At 62.5% G+C, this 17733-nt stretch carries 17 protein-coding genes; 12 read left to right on the forward strand and 5 right to left on the reverse strand.

Translation table 11 applies throughout. The annotated features are described in order from the left end of the window. Positions 1 to 48 precede the first annotated feature (48 nt). The gene (locus tag QWE_RS04550; RefSeq protein WP_006724911.1) at positions 49 to 825 is read left to right on the forward strand and encodes a citryl-CoA lyase; all 777 of its coding nucleotides are present in this window, start codon (positions 49 to 51) and stop codon (positions 823 to 825) included. Next, positions 822 to 1961, forward strand: a complete 1140-nt coding sequence (locus QWE_RS04555; protein ID WP_006724912.1) for a CaiB/BaiF CoA transferase family protein — start codon at positions 822 to 824, stop codon at positions 1959 to 1961. The genes QWE_RS04550 and QWE_RS04555 overlap by 4 nt, the downstream gene beginning before the upstream one ends. Positions 1962 to 2023: 62 nt before the next feature. Here QWE_RS04555 and nikR read toward each other — a convergent pair whose 3' ends face one another. Then, positions 2024 to 2437: a nickel-responsive transcriptional regulator NikR gene (gene nikR / locus QWE_RS04560; RefSeq protein ID WP_006724913.1), complete on the reverse strand. Its 414-nt coding sequence runs from the start codon at positions 2435 to 2437 to the stop codon at positions 2024 to 2026. 114 nt (positions 2438 to 2551) lie between these two features. Here nikR and QWE_RS04565 point away from each other — a divergent pair, with 114 nt between their 5' ends. From QWE_RS04565 to QWE_RS04585, 5 genes are read left to right on the forward strand one after another with little or no spacing between them, the layout of a single operon-like run. Beyond that, positions 2552 to 4129, forward strand: a complete 1578-nt coding sequence (locus tag QWE_RS04565) for an ABC transporter substrate-binding protein (protein ID WP_006724914.1) — start codon at positions 2552 to 2554, stop codon at positions 4127 to 4129. Continuing rightward, entirely contained in the window at positions 4122 to 5126 is a 1005-nt protein-coding gene (locus QWE_RS04570) for an ABC transporter permease (protein WP_240532503.1), read from the forward strand. Before QWE_RS04565 ends, QWE_RS04570 begins: the two co-directional genes overlap by 8 nt. Then, a complete protein-coding gene (locus tag QWE_RS04575) occupies positions 5123 to 5986 on the forward strand; it encodes an ABC transporter permease (protein WP_006724916.1) in 864 nt (287 codons plus the stop codon). The genes QWE_RS04570 and QWE_RS04575 overlap by 4 nt, the downstream gene beginning before the upstream one ends. Then, positions 5986 to 6795 carry an ATP-binding cassette domain-containing protein gene (locus QWE_RS04580; RefSeq protein WP_006724917.1) on the forward strand — a complete coding sequence of 270 codons (810 nt, stop codon included), beginning with the start codon at positions 5986 to 5988 and terminating at the stop codon, positions 6793 to 6795. Before QWE_RS04575 ends, QWE_RS04580 begins: the two co-directional genes overlap by 1 nt. Next, a complete protein-coding gene (locus QWE_RS04585; RefSeq protein WP_006724918.1) occupies positions 6788 to 7402 on the forward strand; it encodes an ABC transporter ATP-binding protein in 615 nt (204 codons plus the stop codon). Before QWE_RS04580 ends, QWE_RS04585 begins: the two co-directional genes overlap by 8 nt. A 19-nt stretch (positions 7403 to 7421) precedes the next feature. On the opposite strand, the gene mmsB is transcribed toward QWE_RS04585, so the two are convergent. Genes mmsB through QWE_RS04605 form a run of 4 tightly spaced genes read right to left on the reverse strand, consistent with a single transcriptional unit; the run spans position 7422 to position 11482 of the window. Then, positions 7422 to 8312, reverse strand: a complete 891-nt coding sequence (mmsB, locus tag QWE_RS04590) for a 3-hydroxyisobutyrate dehydrogenase (RefSeq protein ID WP_006724919.1) — start codon at positions 8310 to 8312, stop codon at positions 7422 to 7424. A 53-nt stretch (positions 8313 to 8365) separates the two neighbouring features. Continuing rightward, entirely contained in the window at positions 8366 to 9493 is a 1128-nt protein-coding gene (locus QWE_RS04595; RefSeq protein ID WP_006724920.1) for an acyl-CoA dehydrogenase family protein, read from the reverse strand. A gap of 13 nt (positions 9494 to 9506) precedes the next feature. After that, entirely contained in the window at positions 9507 to 10694 is a 1188-nt protein-coding gene (locus tag QWE_RS04600) for an acetyl-CoA C-acyltransferase (protein WP_006724921.1), read from the reverse strand. Positions 10695 to 10714: 20 nt separating this feature from the next. After that, positions 10715 to 11482, reverse strand: a complete 768-nt coding sequence (locus tag QWE_RS04605) for an SDR family NAD(P)-dependent oxidoreductase (protein WP_006724922.1) — start codon at positions 11480 to 11482, stop codon at positions 10715 to 10717. 135 nt (positions 11483 to 11617) lie between these two features. Between QWE_RS04605 and QWE_RS04610 the strand changes: the two genes are divergently transcribed. The 5 genes from QWE_RS04610 (at position 11618) to lpdA (ending at position 17695) form a co-directional block, all read left to right on the forward strand. Next, positions 11618 to 12628, forward strand: coding sequence for an AraC family transcriptional regulator (locus tag QWE_RS04610; protein ID WP_006724923.1), 1011 nt, complete (start codon positions 11618 to 11620; stop codon positions 12626 to 12628). A 149-nt stretch (positions 12629 to 12777) separates the two neighbouring features. Then, positions 12778 to 14010 (forward strand): thiamine pyrophosphate-dependent enzyme, encoded by a 1233-nt coding sequence (locus QWE_RS04615; RefSeq protein WP_006724924.1) that lies wholly within the window; start codon positions 12778 to 12780, stop codon positions 14008 to 14010. A 1-nt stretch (position 14011) separates the two neighbouring features. Further along, positions 14012 to 15025: an alpha-ketoacid dehydrogenase subunit beta gene (locus QWE_RS04620; RefSeq protein ID WP_006724925.1), complete on the forward strand. Its 1014-nt coding sequence runs from the start codon at positions 14012 to 14014 to the stop codon at positions 15023 to 15025. 3 nt (positions 15026 to 15028) lie between these two features. Beyond that, entirely contained in the window at positions 15029 to 16297 is a 1269-nt protein-coding gene (locus QWE_RS04625; RefSeq protein ID WP_006724926.1) for a dihydrolipoamide acetyltransferase family protein, read from the forward strand. A gap of 3 nt (positions 16298 to 16300) precedes the next feature. Beyond that, on the forward strand, positions 16301 to 17695 hold the full coding sequence (gene lpdA, locus QWE_RS04630) for a dihydrolipoyl dehydrogenase (RefSeq protein WP_006724927.1): 1395 nt from the start codon (positions 16301 to 16303) through the stop codon (positions 17693 to 17695). The last annotated feature ends 38 nt before the right edge of the window (positions 17696 to 17733 follow it).

Below are 17733 nucleotides of genomic sequence, written 5' to 3' on the forward strand. Positions count from 1 at the left end.
ATTATTCGGCAAGTGAATTTATTTTCGCTGTGCGAAAAGGAACTGTGAATGAGAATTGGCAAGCAGGACCACGCTTTCACCGCGATCGCCACATCGGATGCAACATCCATCACGGTCAGAGGCCATGATCTGTGTGACGACCTGATAGGCAAGATCGATTTCACCGATTATTTCTGGCTGCTGGTCTGCGGGAAACGGCCGGACAAACGACAGACCACGGCCCTCAACGCCTGCTTGGTCGCGATTGCCGAGCATGGACTGGTTCCATCGGTGCAGGCGGCCCGCATGACGCTGGCAGCAGCCCCGGAGGCCTGGCAGGGCGCCATGGCCGCAGGTCTTCTCGGCATGGGCACCGTTGTTGCCGGTTCTTCGGAGGTCGCGGGGCGATATCTCGCAGAACTGGTCGCCGCTGGCGGAAACGAGGCGGCGGTCCGCCACTCGCTTGATGTTTTCCTGAAGGAGCGCCGGAAGGTTCCGGGACTTGGCCATCCCCAGCACGCAGGCGGAGATCCCCGCGCAGATCGGCTACTGGCGGTCGCCGACGAACTGCAGATTTCCGGGCCGCATATCGCAACCTTAAGACTGCTGGGCAAGCTTGCCCCCGGCATCATGAACCGGCCCTTGCCGATCAATGTCTCAGGCGCCATCCCCGCCGTGATGCTCGATGCCGGATGGCCACTCGCGGCCCTCAAGGCCATCCCCCTCATTGCCCGGGCCGCAGGCCTTGCCGCCCATCTCTATGAGGAAAGCGAACGGCCGATAGGCTTCATCCTGTCCCACCACGCGGATTTGGCCATTTCGTATGACGGAGAGACATCCGAATGAAGCCGCTTCAATCCATTCGGGTCATCGAGATGGGGACCTACATCACGGGGCCTGCCGCAGCGATGCAACTGGCCGACCTCGGTGCCGACGTCATCAAGGTCGAGCGCCCCGGAGAGGGCGATCCCTTCCGCGCCTTCAAGGGCGGGCTCTACTCGCCCCATTTTCAGACCTATAACCGCAACAAGCGTTCCATCGCGCTCGACACACGAAACCCCGAGGATCTCGAGGTCTTTCACGCCCTGATTTCTTCGGCAGACGTCTTCATCCAGAACTTCCGGCCGGGGGTCGCCGAAAAGCTCGGCGCGGGCGAAACCGAACTGAGAGCACTCAATCCGCGGCTCGTCTACTGCGCGATTTCAGGCTTTGGCACCTCGGGGCCGGCACGGGACAGACCGGCTTATGACACTGTGGCACAGGCGGCCAGCGGCTTTCTACGCCTCGTGACACCGCCTGACCGTCCCCGCGTCATCGGGCCGGCTCTGGCCGATGCCGTGACGGGACACTATGCGGCAACCGGCATCCTCGCCGCCCTGATCGAGCGCGGTCAGACGGGCAAGGGCCGCAGGCTCGACATCTCGATGCTTGAGGCCATGAGCCACTTCAATCTGGACAGTTTTACCCACTACTACAGCGTCGGAGAGGTCATGGGACCCTTGTCGCGACCGGTGGTCAGCCAGTCCTACACCTTCGAATGCGCCGACCACAAATGGATCGCCTTCCACCTCTCATCGCCGCAAAAGTTCTGGGAAGGTCTGCTCGATGCGACCCAGCAGCGCCATCTAGCAGATGATCCCCGTTTCCGCGAGCGCCTGGATCGCATCCGGCATCAGGATGACCTGATCGACATTCTCGCTCCGGTGTTTCGAAGCAAGCCGCGTGACGAATGGTGCGGTTTGCTGGAAACGAACGAAGTGCCCTATGCGCCCGCCTACGATAGCGACGAGGCGCTCGAAGACCCACAGGCACGGCATCTGCAAATTGCGGTTACCGTTCCGAATGCCGAAATGGGAGACTTCACGACCGTCCGGCCGCCTTACAGCTTTGATGGCGAGCCGGAATTTGCCGTCTCGCCTCCTCCGCGACTAAACGAGCATGGGGCGGAAATCAGAGCCGAGGTGATGAAGGCGTCACACTAGGCTAGGTGAGGCCCGTCGGAGCCTAGAGGTTGGGACGAAGGATGGACCAGCCAATCGATCGGTCAGTCTTCGCTGCCCTGCAGCGGTATGATCTGGACACTCCCGTGACGCACCGATCGCTCTGCAGTGATGTGGTCGGAAAAATGCTGTACCTCGTTCATCGACCCCTTCAGAATGCCGACTTCGAGGCAATTCTCGGTATCGAGATGCACATGCAGACTCGCGATCGTCAGGTCGTGATGATGATGGAAGCTGTTCGTCAGCCGCCGTGCTAGGTCGCGGGCCGCGTGATCGTAGACATAGCTTAGCACGCCGATGCAGGGTTCATCACCCTTCGAATTTCGGGTGGCTTCCTTCAGACCCGTTCTCACGAGATCACGGATCGCCTCCGACCGGTTCTGATCCCCGCGTGTCTCAATCAGCGCATCAAGCTCCTGCATCAGGTCGTCGTCGAGGGTGATTGTCACACGCTGCATATCAAACTCCGATCGTATGATGTTTTGATATAGACATCATACTTTCCCAGGATTATGGTCCGGTTGTTTCGTAGGTGCACCCGGCACCGTCTGATTGGGTATAGGGGAATTTTCATGACCAAGGCAATTCTGCGGGTTGCATTTTCGACCGCGCTCGCTGCCGCCTTCTTGTCCAGCACGGCCCTTGCTGCGCCGAAATCGCAACTGGTGCTCGCCATCGGCGGTGAGCCTGAAGGTGGTTATGACCCGCTGACGGGTTGGGGACGTTACGGTCATCCGCTTTTTCATTCGACCCTCCTGACGCGCGATGCCGATTTGAAGACGCGCCCCGATCTGGCGACCGAATGGTCGCTCTCCGATGATCGACTGACGTGGACCATCAGGCTCCGGCCTGACACAAAGTTCTCCGATGGTTCGCCACTCACCGCTGAAGACGTCGCCTTCACCTTCAACGAGGCGGCCAAGATCGGCAGCGCCGCCGACTTGACCGCACTCGAAGCCGCCCGCGCCATCGACGACCAGACCGTCGAGTTCCGGCTGAAAAAGCCATGGATCACTTTCACCGAGAACTTCTACGCGCTCGGAATCGTGCCCTCGGACAGCTACGGCGAAGGCTATGCGCGAAAGCCCATCGGGTCAGGACCCTACAAGCTCGTCTCTTGGACCGAAGGCCAACAGCTGATCGTAGAGAAAAACCCGAACTACTACGGCGAGACCGGGCCCTTCGAGCGGATCACCTTCCTGTTTACCGAAGAAGACACCAGCCTCGCGGCAGCCCAGGCCGGACAGGTGGACATGGTCTCGGTGCCTGCGACGGCCGCCGATGCGGCACCGCAGGGCTTCAAGCAGATCGTTGCCCAGTCGGTCGACAACAGAGGCATCGTCTTCCCTATGGTGAAGGACGAGGGCAAGGTCGTCGGCGAGGGCAAGAAAATCGGCAATGATGTCACGGCCGATCCTGCCATCCGGCGTGCCGTCAATCTCGGGATCGATCGAAACCAACTGGTCGAGGTCGCCCTGCTCGGCCACGGGAGCCCGGCAGCAGGCCCGGCCGACGGTCTGCCTTGGTCCAATCCGGACGCCGCAGTAAACTTCGACCTGGAACTGGCCAAGACCGAGCTAGAGCAAGCCGGCTGGGTGCTCGGCAACGACGGCATCCGCGTGAAAGATGGCCTGCGGGCCGCATTTCCGATCAACTATCCCGCGTCGGATTCCACCCGACGCATGCTCGCCGAGACCGTATCGGCACAAATGAAGGCGCTTGGCATTGAGGCGACGGCAACCGGCAAGAGCTGGGACGAGATCGGTCGCATCATGCATTCCGAGCCTGTGCTGTTCGGCTGGGGCAGCCACTCACCGCTTGAGGTCTACAATCTCTATCAGTCGAGCCTCAGTGGCGTGGAGTTCTACAATGCAGGCTTCTACGCCAACCCCACCGTCGACCAGCATCTCGCCGCAGCCCAGAGCGCCGAAAGCCTTGAAGCATCCTTCGGCGACTGGCGAAAAGCCGAGTGGGACGGGTCGACTGGCTTCGGCGCCAAGGGGGACGCGGCATGGGCCTGGCTCGTCAACCTGGACCATGTTTACTACGTGAACGAATGCCTGGAGATTGGCGCCACCCAGATCGAACCGCATGGCCATGGATGGCCGATCACCGCGATGATCCAGACCTGGAAATGGACTTGTGAATAGGTCAAGCCAACAGCACTGGGTGGGGTTGATCGCCGCAAAGGCGATCCGGCTTGTGCTTGTCCTTACGACGGTGGCGATCGTCGCCTTTGCACTGGCCAAGCACTCCCCGGTCGACCCGATCAATGCCTATCTCGGGGCCGACATCGCGCGTGCCGGGCCCGAGCAGCGCGCGCTCATTGCCGAGAAGTGGGGGCTCGACCAACCGGCGGCGACGCAGTTCTGGCGCTGGGCCAACAATCTGACGGCTGGCGATCTCGGCTACTCGATGACTTACAACGCACCGGTCGCCGACGTCCTCGTCTCGAGGTTCAAGGCGTCGCTTCCCCTGATGGGGCTTGCCTGGCTCTTTTCCGGTCTGCTTGGCTTCGCCCTTGGGGTGATTGCCGGTGCCTTTGCCGGATCCTGGGCAGACCGGATTATCCGTGTCTATTCCTACGTGCTCGCCTCGACGCCGACCTTCTGGCTGGCCATCATGCTCCTGGTGATTTTTGCCGTGGGCCTTAATTGGGCGCCGATCTGCTGTGCGACGCCGATCGGCGTTCTGCTGGAAGAGGTGACCATTCTCGATCGCATCAGACACCTCGCCTTGCCGCTCGCCACGCTGAGCGTGCTCGGCATTGCCCAGATCGCGCTGCACACGCGCGCAAAAATGATCGAGATCATGCAATCCGACTACGCACTCTATGCCAAGGCGCAGGGCGCCTCCCGCATGGATATCGCCCTGCGTCACGGGGCACGCAATGCGGCGCTTCCGGCAGTGACCGTCGTTTTCGCATCTCTGGGTGAGCTCTTCGGCGGCTCGGTTCTCGCCGAACAGGTCTTCTCCTATCCGGGGCTTGGCAAGGCAACCGTGGAAGCCGGCATCCGGGGCGATGTGCCCCTGCTTCTTGCCATCACGCTGGCGCTCACCTTTGTCGTCTTTGTCGGCAACTCGATTGCCGATCTCCTTTACCGGCTGGTGGATCCCCGCATGGCATCGGGAGCGCGCGTCGCATGAGTGCCATCCTCGATCTCCCGCCCTCCGCCCCCGACCGCGCGCCTGATGGGCACCGGATACGAACGCTGCTCGTCTCTGCCATCGCTGTGCTCGCTTTGGCTGCCGTTCTCGTATCTACCCATCTCTACGGCGGCTATGGCATCGATGCGGATTTCTCGACGCGCCTGCTCGGGCCGTCGCTGAGCCACCCCGCGGGAACCGATCAGCTCGGACGCGACATGTTCGCCCGCACGCTGCATGGCCTCGCTTTAAGTTTCTGGGTGGGCCTGATTGCGGCTTCAGGGTCCGTCGTCATCGCCATGCTGCTGGCACTTGCGGCGACCACGGGCGGACGGCTGGCCGATGAAGCCGTCTCCTTCCTGATCGATGCTGCGATGGGACTGCCGCACTTTGTGCTTCTGATCCTCATCTCTTTCGGTCTCGGCGGCGGCACGACGGCGGTGATCATCGCCGTTGCCGTCACCCATTGGCCGCGGCTTACCCGCATTCTGAGGGCCGAGCTGCTGCAACTGCGCCAAGCCGAGTTCGTCCAGGCATCCCGGCACTTCGGCAAATCCTGGTTCTACATCGGTCGGCATCACTTTTTGCCGCATCTCGTGCCGCAGCTGCTCGTCGGCCTCGTGCTTCTCTTTCCCCATGCCATCCTGCATGAGGCGGGCCTGACCTTCATCGGCTTCGGGCTTGAACCTTCCAAACCCGCCATCGGCGTTTTGCTGTCGGATTCGATGCGCTACCTCTCCGCCGGCAAATGGTGGCTTGGTCTGTTTCCGGGGCTGGCATTGCTGCTGGTGGTCTTGAGTTTCGATGCCATCGGCAATGGGCTGAGGCTACTAGTCGATCCCCGGCAGGAGCAAAGCTGATGCTTGCAGTAGACACCCTCTCCATTGGCTTCCTGCGCTATGACGGCCTGATCCATCGCTGCGAAGTACCGGCCCTCGACGGCATCGACCTCAAGGTGGATCGCGGCGAGATCCTGGCGCTGGTGGGAGCCTCGGGTGCTGGAAAGAGCCTGCTTGCCCACGCCCTCTTCGGCATTTTGCCGGAGAACGCAGTGGTGCGCGGCAGCATATCCCTGAACGGAGAGCCTGTTGAAGCGGCCAATGGCGGCAAAGACCAGGGCCCGCGCATGGCGCTGGTGCCGCAATCGCTCAGCCATCTCGATCCATTGGCGCGCTGCGGCAAACAATTGCTGTGGGCCGCCAAACGCAGCGGCAAAGCGAAAACGAAGGCGGATCTCGTAAACACCCTGGAAAGCTTCGGCCTCGGTGCCGAAGTCATGCGGCTTTACCCGCATCAGGTCTCGGGCGGTATGGCACGCCGTCTGCTTCTCGCCATCGCCACCATCGGAGAGCCGGATCTGATCGTCGCCGACGAGCCGACAAGTGGGCTTGATCCGGACGCAGCGGAAAACGTGCTTCTCCTCCTTCGACGTCTAGCCGATCGCGGCAAGGCTGTGTTGCTGATTACCCATGATCTCGTCACCGCGGTCTCCCATGCCGACCGGGTCGCGATCCTCGCAGAAGGGAGACTGCTCGGCATCGAGCCGGCCAATGCGTTTTCCGATGATGGCAGGCGGCTGACGCTGCCTTATGCAAGAGCGCTGTGGCTTGCGATGCCGGGAAACCAGTTCACGACCGCACCGCTTGAGCGGGAGGCCGCGCGTGCTTGAGGTGAGAGGTGTTGAGTTCGGCTTTGGCAAAGCAGAGCCCATCCTTGATGGGGTATCGCTAACGCTGAAGCAGGGCGAGATCCTCGGCCTTTCCGGCCCCTCCGGCACTGGCAAATCGACGCTCGGGCGCATCGTGGCGGGTTATCTGAAGCCCCAGCAGGGAGAGGTTCTCCTCGATGGCACCACCCCTGCCCCCGGCTACCGCGGGGTTCAGCACATCCACCAGTCCTCGATCTTCGCCGTCAATCCGCGTTGGCGTCTGGGTCGGATCATCGCGGAAGCCTGGCAGCCGGATGATCAGACGCTGGATGCCATCGGCGTGTCGCGGATCTGGTTCGACCGCTACCCGCATGAAATCTCGGGCGGAGAGCTGCAACGGGTGGTGCTGGCAAGGGCGATTGGCCCCAAGACCCGATTCCTGGTCGCCGACGAAGCATCCGCCATGCTCGACCCGATCACCCAGGTGGAAATCTGGTCCTTCCTGATGGAGCGCTGCCGCCAGGGCCTCGGCATCCTCGCCATCAGCCATGATGCCCCCTTGCTGAAACGGGTGAGTTCACGGCAGCTCAAACTCGGCAATGGGAGCTTGATGCCGCTGGTCGCTTGAGCCCTTGGCGACTTGCTCTTCAGGTCGTCTTGTCTCTGATATAATTGATGATCGACGAAAAATCTTCGCCGCCATGCCCCAGTTGGTCGAAGAGTTCGTAAAGCGCTGTCGCATGTGCGCCGAGGGCCGTTGCCGCACCGGTCGCTTTCGCCGCGTCCTGCGACAGCCGCATGTCTTTCAGCATCAGGGCGGCGGCAAAGCCCGGCTTGTAGTCCCGGTTGGCAGGCGATGTCGGCACCGGTCCCGGAACCGGGCAGTTGGTGCTGATCGCCCAGCACTGGCCCGATGACGTCGAGGCGACATCGAACAGAGCTTGATGCGAAAGCCCGAGCTTTTCCCCAAGTACGAAGGCCTCACAGACCCCGGCCATGGTGATCCCGAGGACCATGTTATTGCAGATCTTGGCCGCCTGGCCGGCACCGGCCGAACCGCAATGGACGACCCTTCGTCCCATGGCTTCCAGGATAGGGCGGCCCCGCTGCAAAGCATCCGCCGCCTCCCCGCCGACCATGAAGGTCAACGTGCCCGCACTCGCCCCGGCCGTTCCACCGGAGACTGGCGCATCGAGTGACAGGCAGCCGGCCCCATCGGCAAGCGCATGGCATTTTCGGGCACTGTCGACATCAATCGTCGAGCAGTCGATCAGCAGTGTGCCCTGATCGACGACCCCGATGAGTTCGCTCCAGACCGACAGGACATGGTGCCCGGCAGGCAGCATGGTGATCACGATGGAGGCTCCGTCGACGGCTTGCGCAGCACTTTCGCAAAGCGTGATGCCGTTATCCGTCGCGGCCTTCCTGGCTGGTTCGGAAAGATCGAATCCCCGGACCCGATACCCCGCCTTGACGAGATTGGCGGCCATCGGCCCTCCCATATTGCCAAGACCAATGAAGGCGATCGTCTCAAGCATAGCGTTTCCTCCCTCTTTAGGCGTCGGTCCCTGGATGATGTCCATTTGGGATCCTACAGGTTCCGCGCAATCACCATCCGCTGCACATCGCTTGTGCCTTCATAGATCTGGCAGATACGGGCGTCCCGGTAGATCCGCTCAACCGGATAATCTCGCATATAGCCGTAGCCACCATGGATCTGGATCGCATCCGAGCACACCCGCTCGGCGATTTCTGAGGCGAAGAGCTTCGCCATTGAAGCCTGGGAGATGCAAGGAATGCCCTCCTCACGCAAGGATGCTGCATGCCAGACCATTTGCCGCGCGACCTCGATCTGCGTCGCCATGTCGGCGAGACGGAAGGCGACTGCCTGATGCTCGGCGATTGCTTTGCCGAAGGCCTTTCGCTCGCCGGCATAATCGCGTGCCGCCTCGAAGGCCGCCTGCGCCATGCCGACCGATTGTGCGGCAATCCCGATACGCCCTCCTTCCAGATTGGAAAGCGCGATGCGGTAGCCTTCCCCTTCCTCGCCGAGCCTGTTCTCGACGGGGATCCTCATTCCGTCAAAGGCAATCTGGCAGGTGTCTGACGCGTTGAGACCAAGCTTCTCCTCGACACGCAGGACCTCGTAGCCCGGTGTATCCGTCGGCACGATGAAGGCCGTGATCCCGTTCTTAGCAGCATTTGGATCAGTCACGGCAAAGACGATGATGACATGGCCGTTCTTCCCCGAGGTAATGAACTGCTTGGCGCCGTCGATGATGTAATGATCTCCCTCGCGCCGGGCGCGGGTCTTCAGGTTCGAGGCATCGGACCCTGCTTGCGGTTCCGTCAGGGCAAAGCCGCCGATCCATTCGCCGGAGGCCAGTTTTGGCAGAAAGCGCTGCCGCTGCTCCTCCGTGCCGAACTTCAGAATGGGAACGCAGCCCACCGAGCTATGGACACTCATGATCGTCGAGCAGGCGCCATCGCCCGCAGCAATTTCCTCGACGGCGATTGCATAGGCGAGCGCGCCCGTATCCGAACCGCCATAGGCTTCCGGCACCAGCATGCCAAGCAGCCCCAGCTCACCCATTTCTCTCAATTCCTCACGCGGGAAGCGGTGCTGACGGTCGCGTTCGGCGGCACCCGGTGCGAGCCGCTCGCGCGCAAAGCTGCGCGTCATCTCGAGGATCTGCTGTTGAAGCTCAGAAAGGATCATGAGTTTCCTCCAATCAGGGCCGCTCGATGGCGATGGCGGTCGCCTCGCCGCCACCGATGCACAAGGCTGCCATGCCGCGTTTCAGATCGTAGCGTTCGAGTGCCGCAATCAGCGTCACCAGGATCCGCGCGCCCGAGGCGCCGATCGGATGACCCAGCGCGCAGGCACCGCCGTGGACGTTAACCTTGTCATGCGGCAAATCGAGATCGCGCATCGCGGCCATGGCAACGACGGCAAAGGCTTCGTTGATTTCAAACAGTTCGACCTCAGACAGCGGCAGGCCTATGCGATCGGAGAGCTTCTGCAGGGCACTGATCGGCGCCGTGGCGAAGAGGCTGGGCGCCTGCGAATGCGTGGCGTGCCCAAGGATCGTGGCAAGGGGGCTAAGACCGCGCCGCGCCGCTTCCGAGCGTCGCATCAGGACAAGCGCCGCGGCACCATCGGAGATCGAGCTGGAATTGGCAGCTGTGACAGTACCGCCTTCGCGAAAGGCGGGCTTCAGCGTCGGGATCTTCTCAGGTCTCGCCTTACCCGGCTGCTCGTCGCGATCAGCGACCTGCTCGGTTTTGCCGGAGCGCACCGTGACCGGCACGATCTCGCGGTCAAATGCGCCATCGGCTATCGCCTTCGTCGCCCGCGTCAGCGAGGCAACGGCATAAGCATCCTGTGCTTCACGCGTAAACTGATAGGCCTCGGCGCAGTCTTCGGCGAAAGTGCCCATCAGCCTGCCCTTGTCATAGGCGTCCTCGAGCCCGTCGAGAAACATGTGGTCGAGTACGCGCCCATGGCCGAGACGGTAGCCGGCGCGGGCGCGATCCAGCAGATAGGGCGCGTTGGTCATGCTCTCCATGCCACCAGCCACCGCAATCGACGCGCTGCCAGCGGCAATCAAGTCATGGGCGAGCATGGTCGCCTTCATGCCCGAGCCGCACATCTTGTTGATGGTCGTAGCCCCTGCCGAGACAGGCAGACCGGCTCCGATCGCCGCCTGCCTTGCAGGCGCCTGACCCTGACCTGCCGGCAGAACACAGCCAAACAGGATCTCATCGACGGCATCGGCCTGAAGCCCGCTTCGGTCGAGCGCCGCCCGTATGGCGGCACCACCGAGCTCGGGCGCCGTCATACCTTGAAGCTCGCCCTGAAAACCGCCGATCGGGGTTCGGGCGGAACCGACGATGACAATGGGATCGTGCAAGTTCATCTTTCCTCCTGCGGCAGCGGTCAGCGCGCACCCATGCGGATGGCGCCGTCGAGACGGATGACCTCGCCGTTCAGCATGGTATTTTCAACGATATGCCGGACAAGGGCTGCGAATTCGGCCGGTCTGCCGAGCCGGGGCGGAAACGGCACGCTCGACGCCAGACCTTCGCGCACCTGTTCCGGCATGCCGGCCATCATCGGAGTCTCGAACACACCCGGCGCAATCGACATCACCCGAATACCGAATCGTGCGAGTTCACGCGCTATCGGCAGGGTCATGGAAGCAATCCCGCCTTTCGATGCCGCATAGGCCGCCTGCCCGACCTGACCGTCAAAGGCGGCAACCGAGGCGGTGTTGACTATGACGCCGCGTTCACCCTCGGCATCGGCTTCGTTCGCCTGCATGGCGGCAGCGGCTAGCCGGATCATGTTGAAGGTGCCGACAAGATTAATCCCGATCGTCCGCGAAAAGCTCTCCAGCCCATGCGGCCCGTCGCGCCCGACGACCTTCTCCGCAGGGGCGACACCTGCGCAATTGATCAATCCCCGCAGGCTGCCGAAGGTGCTGGTCGCAGCATCGAGAGCCCTTGCGGCATCATCCGCACGGGTGACATCGGTTTCGACGAAGCGCACGTTTTCACCGAGTTCCAGCACCAGCGACTGACCGCGATCCCGATCGAGATCGGCAATCACCACGCGACCGCCAGCCTCGACGATCATGCGCGCGGTGGCGGCCCCGAGACCGGAGCAACCGCCCGTCACGATGAAACAAGCATCCTCGACGCGCATCGAATCCTCCTCCCAGAGGCCTTAGCAAACTCCCATTCGAACCAAACTCTATCGCGTTTCAGTGTTGCAACCGATGACGAAATAGATCCATTATCGCGGCCACTTTTGCCACTTCGGGAGGATCCGACAGCAGTCATGGCCGACATGGAACGACACATGATCTCGACCGGCTTCGTAGAGGAGGCGCTCGACAGCCTCAGACGTGCCGGGCGGCCGACCGAACCGCTCCTGTCTCGGCTCGGCCTTCCAGCTGTCGTCGACAAGCCGGTCTCGACCCAGACCTTCGGCCGCTTGTGGCTGGCGATTGCCGAGGAACTGAATGACGAGTGTTTCGGCCTCGGCGAGAGGCCCATGCCGCGAGGCAGCTTCACGCTTCTGTGCCACTGCGTCATGCATGCGCTGACGCTCGACCGCGCGCTGCGGCGGGCGCTCCGGTTCTTGAACGTCGTCCTGGGCGAACCGACAGGGCGGCTCCTCGTCCGTGACGGAACGGCGGTGATCGAGCTTTGCGACACCGGCAAACCCCGCTCCGCCTTCGCCTATCGCAGCTACTGGATCATTCTGCATGGATTGACCTGCTGGCTGGTGGGGCGCCGCATACCCATTCGCCTCGTCGATTTCCGCTGCAGCGAACCGGAGTTGAGCGCCGAGCACCGGCTTTTCTTCGGCGCTCCCATCCGCTTTTCACAACCGGTGAGCCGCCTTGGCTTCGATGCGTCGCTGCTCGATTTGCCGATCTCCCGCAACGAGCAGGCCTTGCGGCAATTCCTAAGGGGAGCACCGGCCAATATCCTGATCCGATATCGATACGACGCAGGCACGGCAGCGGCAGTCCGGCGTCGGTTGGGCCAGAAAGGGCCGGCCGATTGGGGCAGTTTTGCAGACCTCGCCCGAGAGATGCGCATGTCGTCTTCGACGCTTCGCCATCGATTGCACGACGAAGGTCAAAGCTATGCTGGCATCAAGGATGACATCCGCCGCGACCTCGCACGCGACATGCTGATCAACACGCCACAGACCGTCAGCGACATTGCCGCCCGTCTTGGTTATTCGGAGCCTAGCGCCTTTTACCGCGCCTTCAAGAAATGGATGGGCGAAAGCCCCGAGGCATTCCGCAAGAGCGCAAGATCCGTTCAACTCGCTTAGCGGAAGCACGTCCCCTCATTGCGGCTATGGTAAAACTGGCCAAAAAATTCGAGGCATTTTTGTCATGGCTTGCCACTCGCAAGACGCATACCATCCCTCTTGATTGACACGCTTCTGGGGAGAGAAGCAGTCTTCACGGGAGGAAATCGATGGTGGAACCCGCTCACCTGAGCCTGCACGTCCCCGAACCCGCCGTTCGGCCGGGCGGAGAACCAGACTTTTCGAACGTCAAGATTGCCAAGGCAGCTGCGGTGCCCCGGCCGCCGGTCGATGCGGCCGCAGAAGACATCCGCGACCTTGCCTATTCGATCATCCGAGTCTTGAACCGTGATGGCGAGGCGGTTGGCCCTTGGGCTGGCCTGCTGACGGACGACGAGCTGCGCACCGGCCTGCGCCACATGATGACGCTCAGGGCCTTCGACGCCCGCATGCTGATGGCGCAGCGCCAGGGCAAGACCTCCTTCTACATGCAGCATCTCGGCGAAGAAGCGGTCAGCTGCGCTTTTCGCAAGGCGCTGCAGAAGGGAGACATGAACTTCCCGACCTATCGGCAAGCCGGGCTCTTGATCGCGGACGACTATCCGATGGTCGAGATGATGAACCAGATCTTCTCGAACGAGGCAGATCCTCTGCGCGGGCGGCAATTGCCGATCATGTATTCCTCGAAGGAGCATGGCTTTTTCACCATTTCCGGCAATCTCGCCACCCAATATGTCCAGGCTGTGGGCTGGGCCATGGCATCGGCGATCAAGAACGACAGCCGCATTGCCGCCGCCTGGATCGGCGACGGATCGACAGCCGAGTCGGATTTTCACTCGGCCCTGGTTTTCGCCTCGACCTATCGCGCACCCGTGGTCCTCAATGTCGTCAACAATCAGTGGGCGATCTCCACCTTTCAGGGCATAGCCCGAGGTGGTTCGGGCACCTTTGCCGCGCGCGGTCTGGGCTTTGGCATCCCGGCGCTTCGGGTCGACGGAAACGACTATCTCGCGGTCTATGCGGTCGCCTGCTGGGCCGCCGAACGGGCACGGCGCAATCTGGGCCCGACCCTTGTCGAATACGTGACCTACCGTGTCGGCGCCCATTCGACCTCCGACGATCCAAGCGCCTACCGGCCGAAAACCGAATCCGAAGCCTGGCCACTCGGCGATCCGGTTTTGCGATTGAAGAAGCATCTGATCGTCCGCGGCGCCTGGTCGGAGGAACGGCATGTGCAGGCCGAAGCCGAAATCATGGACGAGGTGATCACGGCCCAGCGCAAGGCGGAAGAACACGGCACGCTGCATGCCGGTGGCAAGCCATCGGTGCGGGACATTTTTGAAGGCGTCTATGCCGAAATGCCACCGCATCTGCGCCGCCAGCGCCAGCAGGCAGGATACTGACATGGCCAGAATGACGATGATCGAAGCGGTCCGCAGCGCCATGGATGTCTCCATGGAGCGCGACGACGACGTGGTCGTGTTCGGCGAGGACGTCGGTTATTTCGGCGGCGTGTTCCGCTGCACCCAGGGGCTCCAGGCAAAATATGGAAAGACCCGCTGCTTCGACACGCCGATCAACGAATCCGGCATCGTGGGAGCCGCGATCGGCATGGCCGCCTACGGCTTGAAGCCCTGCGTCGAAATCCAGTTCGCAGACTACATGTACCCGGCCTATGACCAGCTGACCCAGGAAGCCGCCCGCATCCGCTATCGGTCGAATGGCGACTTCACCTGCCCGATCGTCGTGCGCATGCCGACCGGCGGCGGCATTTTCGGCGGACAGACCCACAGCCAGAGCCCGGAAGCCCTGTTCACCCATGTCTGCGGTCTGAAAGTGGTTGTTCCATCCAATCCTTACGACGCGAAAGGCCTTCTCACTGCAGCAATCGCGGATCCTGACCCCGTCATCTTTCTGGAGCCCAAGCGCCTCTATAACGGCCCTTTCGACGGCCATCACGACCGGCCGGTGACGCCCTGGTCCCGCCATGAACTGGGAGAAGTGCCGGAAGGCTACTACACGATCCCGATCGGCAAGGCGGACATCCGCCGCGAGGGTTCTGCTGTCACCGTGATCACCTATGGGACAATGGTGCATGTGGCGCTTGCGGCGGTCGAAGATACCGGAGTTGATGCCGAGGTCATCGATCTTCGAAGCCTGATGCCGTTGGATCTCGATACGATCGTCAAGTCGGTTGCGAAGACAGGTCGCTGCGTCGTGGTGCATGAGGCGACACTGACCTCCGGTTTCGGCGGCGAGATCGTCGCGCTGGTGCAGGAGCATTGCTTCTACCATCTGGAAGCGCCGGTCATGCGCGTCGCCGGTTGGGACACGCCCTATCCGCATGCGCAGGAATGGGACTACTTCCCCGGCCCCGGCAGGGTCGGCCGTGCGCTCATCGACGTCATGGAGGCCTGAGCCATGGGCGAGTTCACGATCAAGATGCCCGATGTCGGCGAAGGCGTGGCCGAGGCTGAGCTTGTCGAATGGATGGTGAAAATAGGCGATCCCGTGCGCGAAGACATGATGGTAGCCGCCGTGATGACCGACAAGGCAACCGTGGAAATCCCCACACCTGTCAGCGGCACTGTGGTCTGGCTCGCCGGCGACGTGGGAGACACGATCGCGGTCAAGGCACCCCTCATACGGATCGCGACGGACGCCACGGGCGACGAGCCGGCGGCACCGGAGACGTCAGATATTCCGACGCCCCCGCCGCAGGAGATCACGACAGCCGAACCGCCGCGCATGCCGGCCAAGGCGGCCCCGCCGGCAGCACCAACCGCACCTCCGGCCCGGCAACCCTCGCCCGAATTCGACAAGCCGCTCGCCGCACCCTCGGTCCGCCTGCTGGCCCGCGAGAACGGCATCGACCTGCGCCTGCTGCGCGGAAGCGGACCGGCCGGACGCATCCTGCGCGAGGATGTCGAGCAGTATCTTGCCCGCGGTGCCGATCCAGCACCCGCGATCTCCGGTTTTGCCAAGAAGACCGCGCGTGAGGAGATCAAGCTGACCGGTCTGCGGCGCCGGATCGCCGAGAAGATGTTCGTCTCCACCTCACGTATTCCCCATATCACATACGTGGAGGAAGTGGACGTCACAGCGCTCGAAGAACTGCGCGCCAAGATGAATGCCGAACGCCGGCCCGACCAGCCGAAGCTGACGCTCCTGCCCTTCCTGATGCGCGCCATGGTCAAGGCGGTCGTCGAGCAGCCGGATGTCAACGCGACCTTCGACGACGACGCCGGCATGCTCACCCGTTTCGGCGCGGTGCATATCGGCATCGCCACGCAGACCGCGAGCGGCCTTGCGGTGCCGGTGGTCAAACATGCCGAGGCACGCGGCATCTGGGATTGCGCGACCGAAATGAACAGGCTCGCCGAAGCCACCCGTGCCGGCACGGCGACCCGCGACGAACTCACCGGCTCGACCATCACCATTTCCTCACTGGGCGCGCTTGGCGGCATCGTCTCGACCCCCGTCATCAACCACCCGGAAGTCGCCATCGTCGGCGTCAACAAGATCGCCACCCGGCCCGTCTGGGACGGCGTGCAATTTGTACCGCGCAAGATGATGAACCTCTCCTCCAGCTTCGATCACCGCATCGTCGATGGCTGGAACGCCGCCACCTTCGTCCAGCGCCTGCGGGTGCTGATGGAGACCCCGGCACTGATCTTTATCGAAGGCTGAGCCATGAAAGAGATTTCCTGCAAACTTCTCATCATCGGTGCTGGCCCGGGTGGCTATGTCTGCGCCATCAAGGCCGGCCAGCTCGGCATCGATACCGTCATTGTGGAACAGGGCCGTCCTGGCGGCACCTGCCTTACGATCGGCTGCATCCCGTCCAAGGCGCTCATTCATGCGGCCGAGACTTTCGACAAGGCCCGCGCGCTGTCCTCCGGGGAGAACGCGCTTGGCATCCGCGTCGAGGGCGCCTCGATCGATCTCTCCAAAACCATGGCCTGGAAGGACGCCATCGTCGGCCGGCTGACCGGCGGCGTCTCCAACCTCTTGCAGAAGGCGCGGGTGAAGATCGTTCACGGCCACGCGCACTTCCGCGACGGCAAGACGGTGGAGGTTGAGACAGAGACCGGCCTGCAGGTCATCCGGACGGAGACCGTGGTCATCGCCACGGGCTCCGATACCGTCGAGCTTCCGACCCTACCTTTCGGCGGCAAGGTCATTTCCTCCACCGAGGCCCTGTCCCTGACGGAACTGCCCAAGCAACTCGTTGTCGTCGGCGGCGGCTATATTGGGCTCGAACTCGGAACCGCTTTCGCTCGCATGGGATCTGAAGTCACCGTGGTCGAGGCGACATCGCAGATCCTGCCGCTCTACGACGCCGATCTGGTCAAACCGGTTCTGCGAAGGTTGAGCGAACGCGGCATCAAGGTGCTGACGGATGCGCGAGCCGTCGGCCTTTTCGACACGGGCGAGGCGCTGGTCGTCGAGACCGCAGAGGGACGGCGCGAACTGCCGGCAGATCGCATTCTGGTCGCCGTCGGGCGGCGGCCGCGCACCACGGGTTCGGGCCTCGAAGAACTCGATCTCGACCGGATCGGCTCGTTCCTGCAGGTCGATGACCGCTGCCACACATCCATGCGCGGGGTCTACGCAATCGGCGACGTGACCGGTGAACCGATGCTCGCCCATCGCGCCATGGCGCAGGGCGAGATGGTCGCCGAGATTGTCGCCGGGCGCAAGCGCGCCTGGGACAAGCGCTGCATCCCCGCCATCTGCTTCACCGATCCCGAAATCGTCAGCGCCGGTCTTTTGCCGGAGGAGGCGCGCAGCCACGGCTTTGATGTGAGAATCGGCCAGTTCCCCTTCACCGCCAATGGAAGGGCGATGACCGTGGAAGATGAAGACGGCTTCGTGCGTGTCGTGGCGCGTGCGGATACGCATGCCGTGCTGGGCCTGCAAGCGGTCGGCGCGGGCGTCTCGGAATTTGCCTCGACCTTTGCCATCGCCATCGAAATGGGCGCGCGGCTGGAGGATATCGCTGCCACCATCCATGCCCATCCCACACGCGGCGAAGCTCTGCAGGAAGCTGCGCTCAAGGCGCTGGGCCATGCATTGCATATTTGACCGGCCTTCCGGTTCGCATGATCTGAAATCGCAGAGGA

It is taken from the genome of Agrobacterium albertimagni AOL15 (genome assembly GCF_000300855.1).
Taxonomy (GTDB): Bacteria; Pseudomonadota; Alphaproteobacteria; order Rhizobiales; family Rhizobiaceae; genus Allorhizobium; species Allorhizobium albertimagni.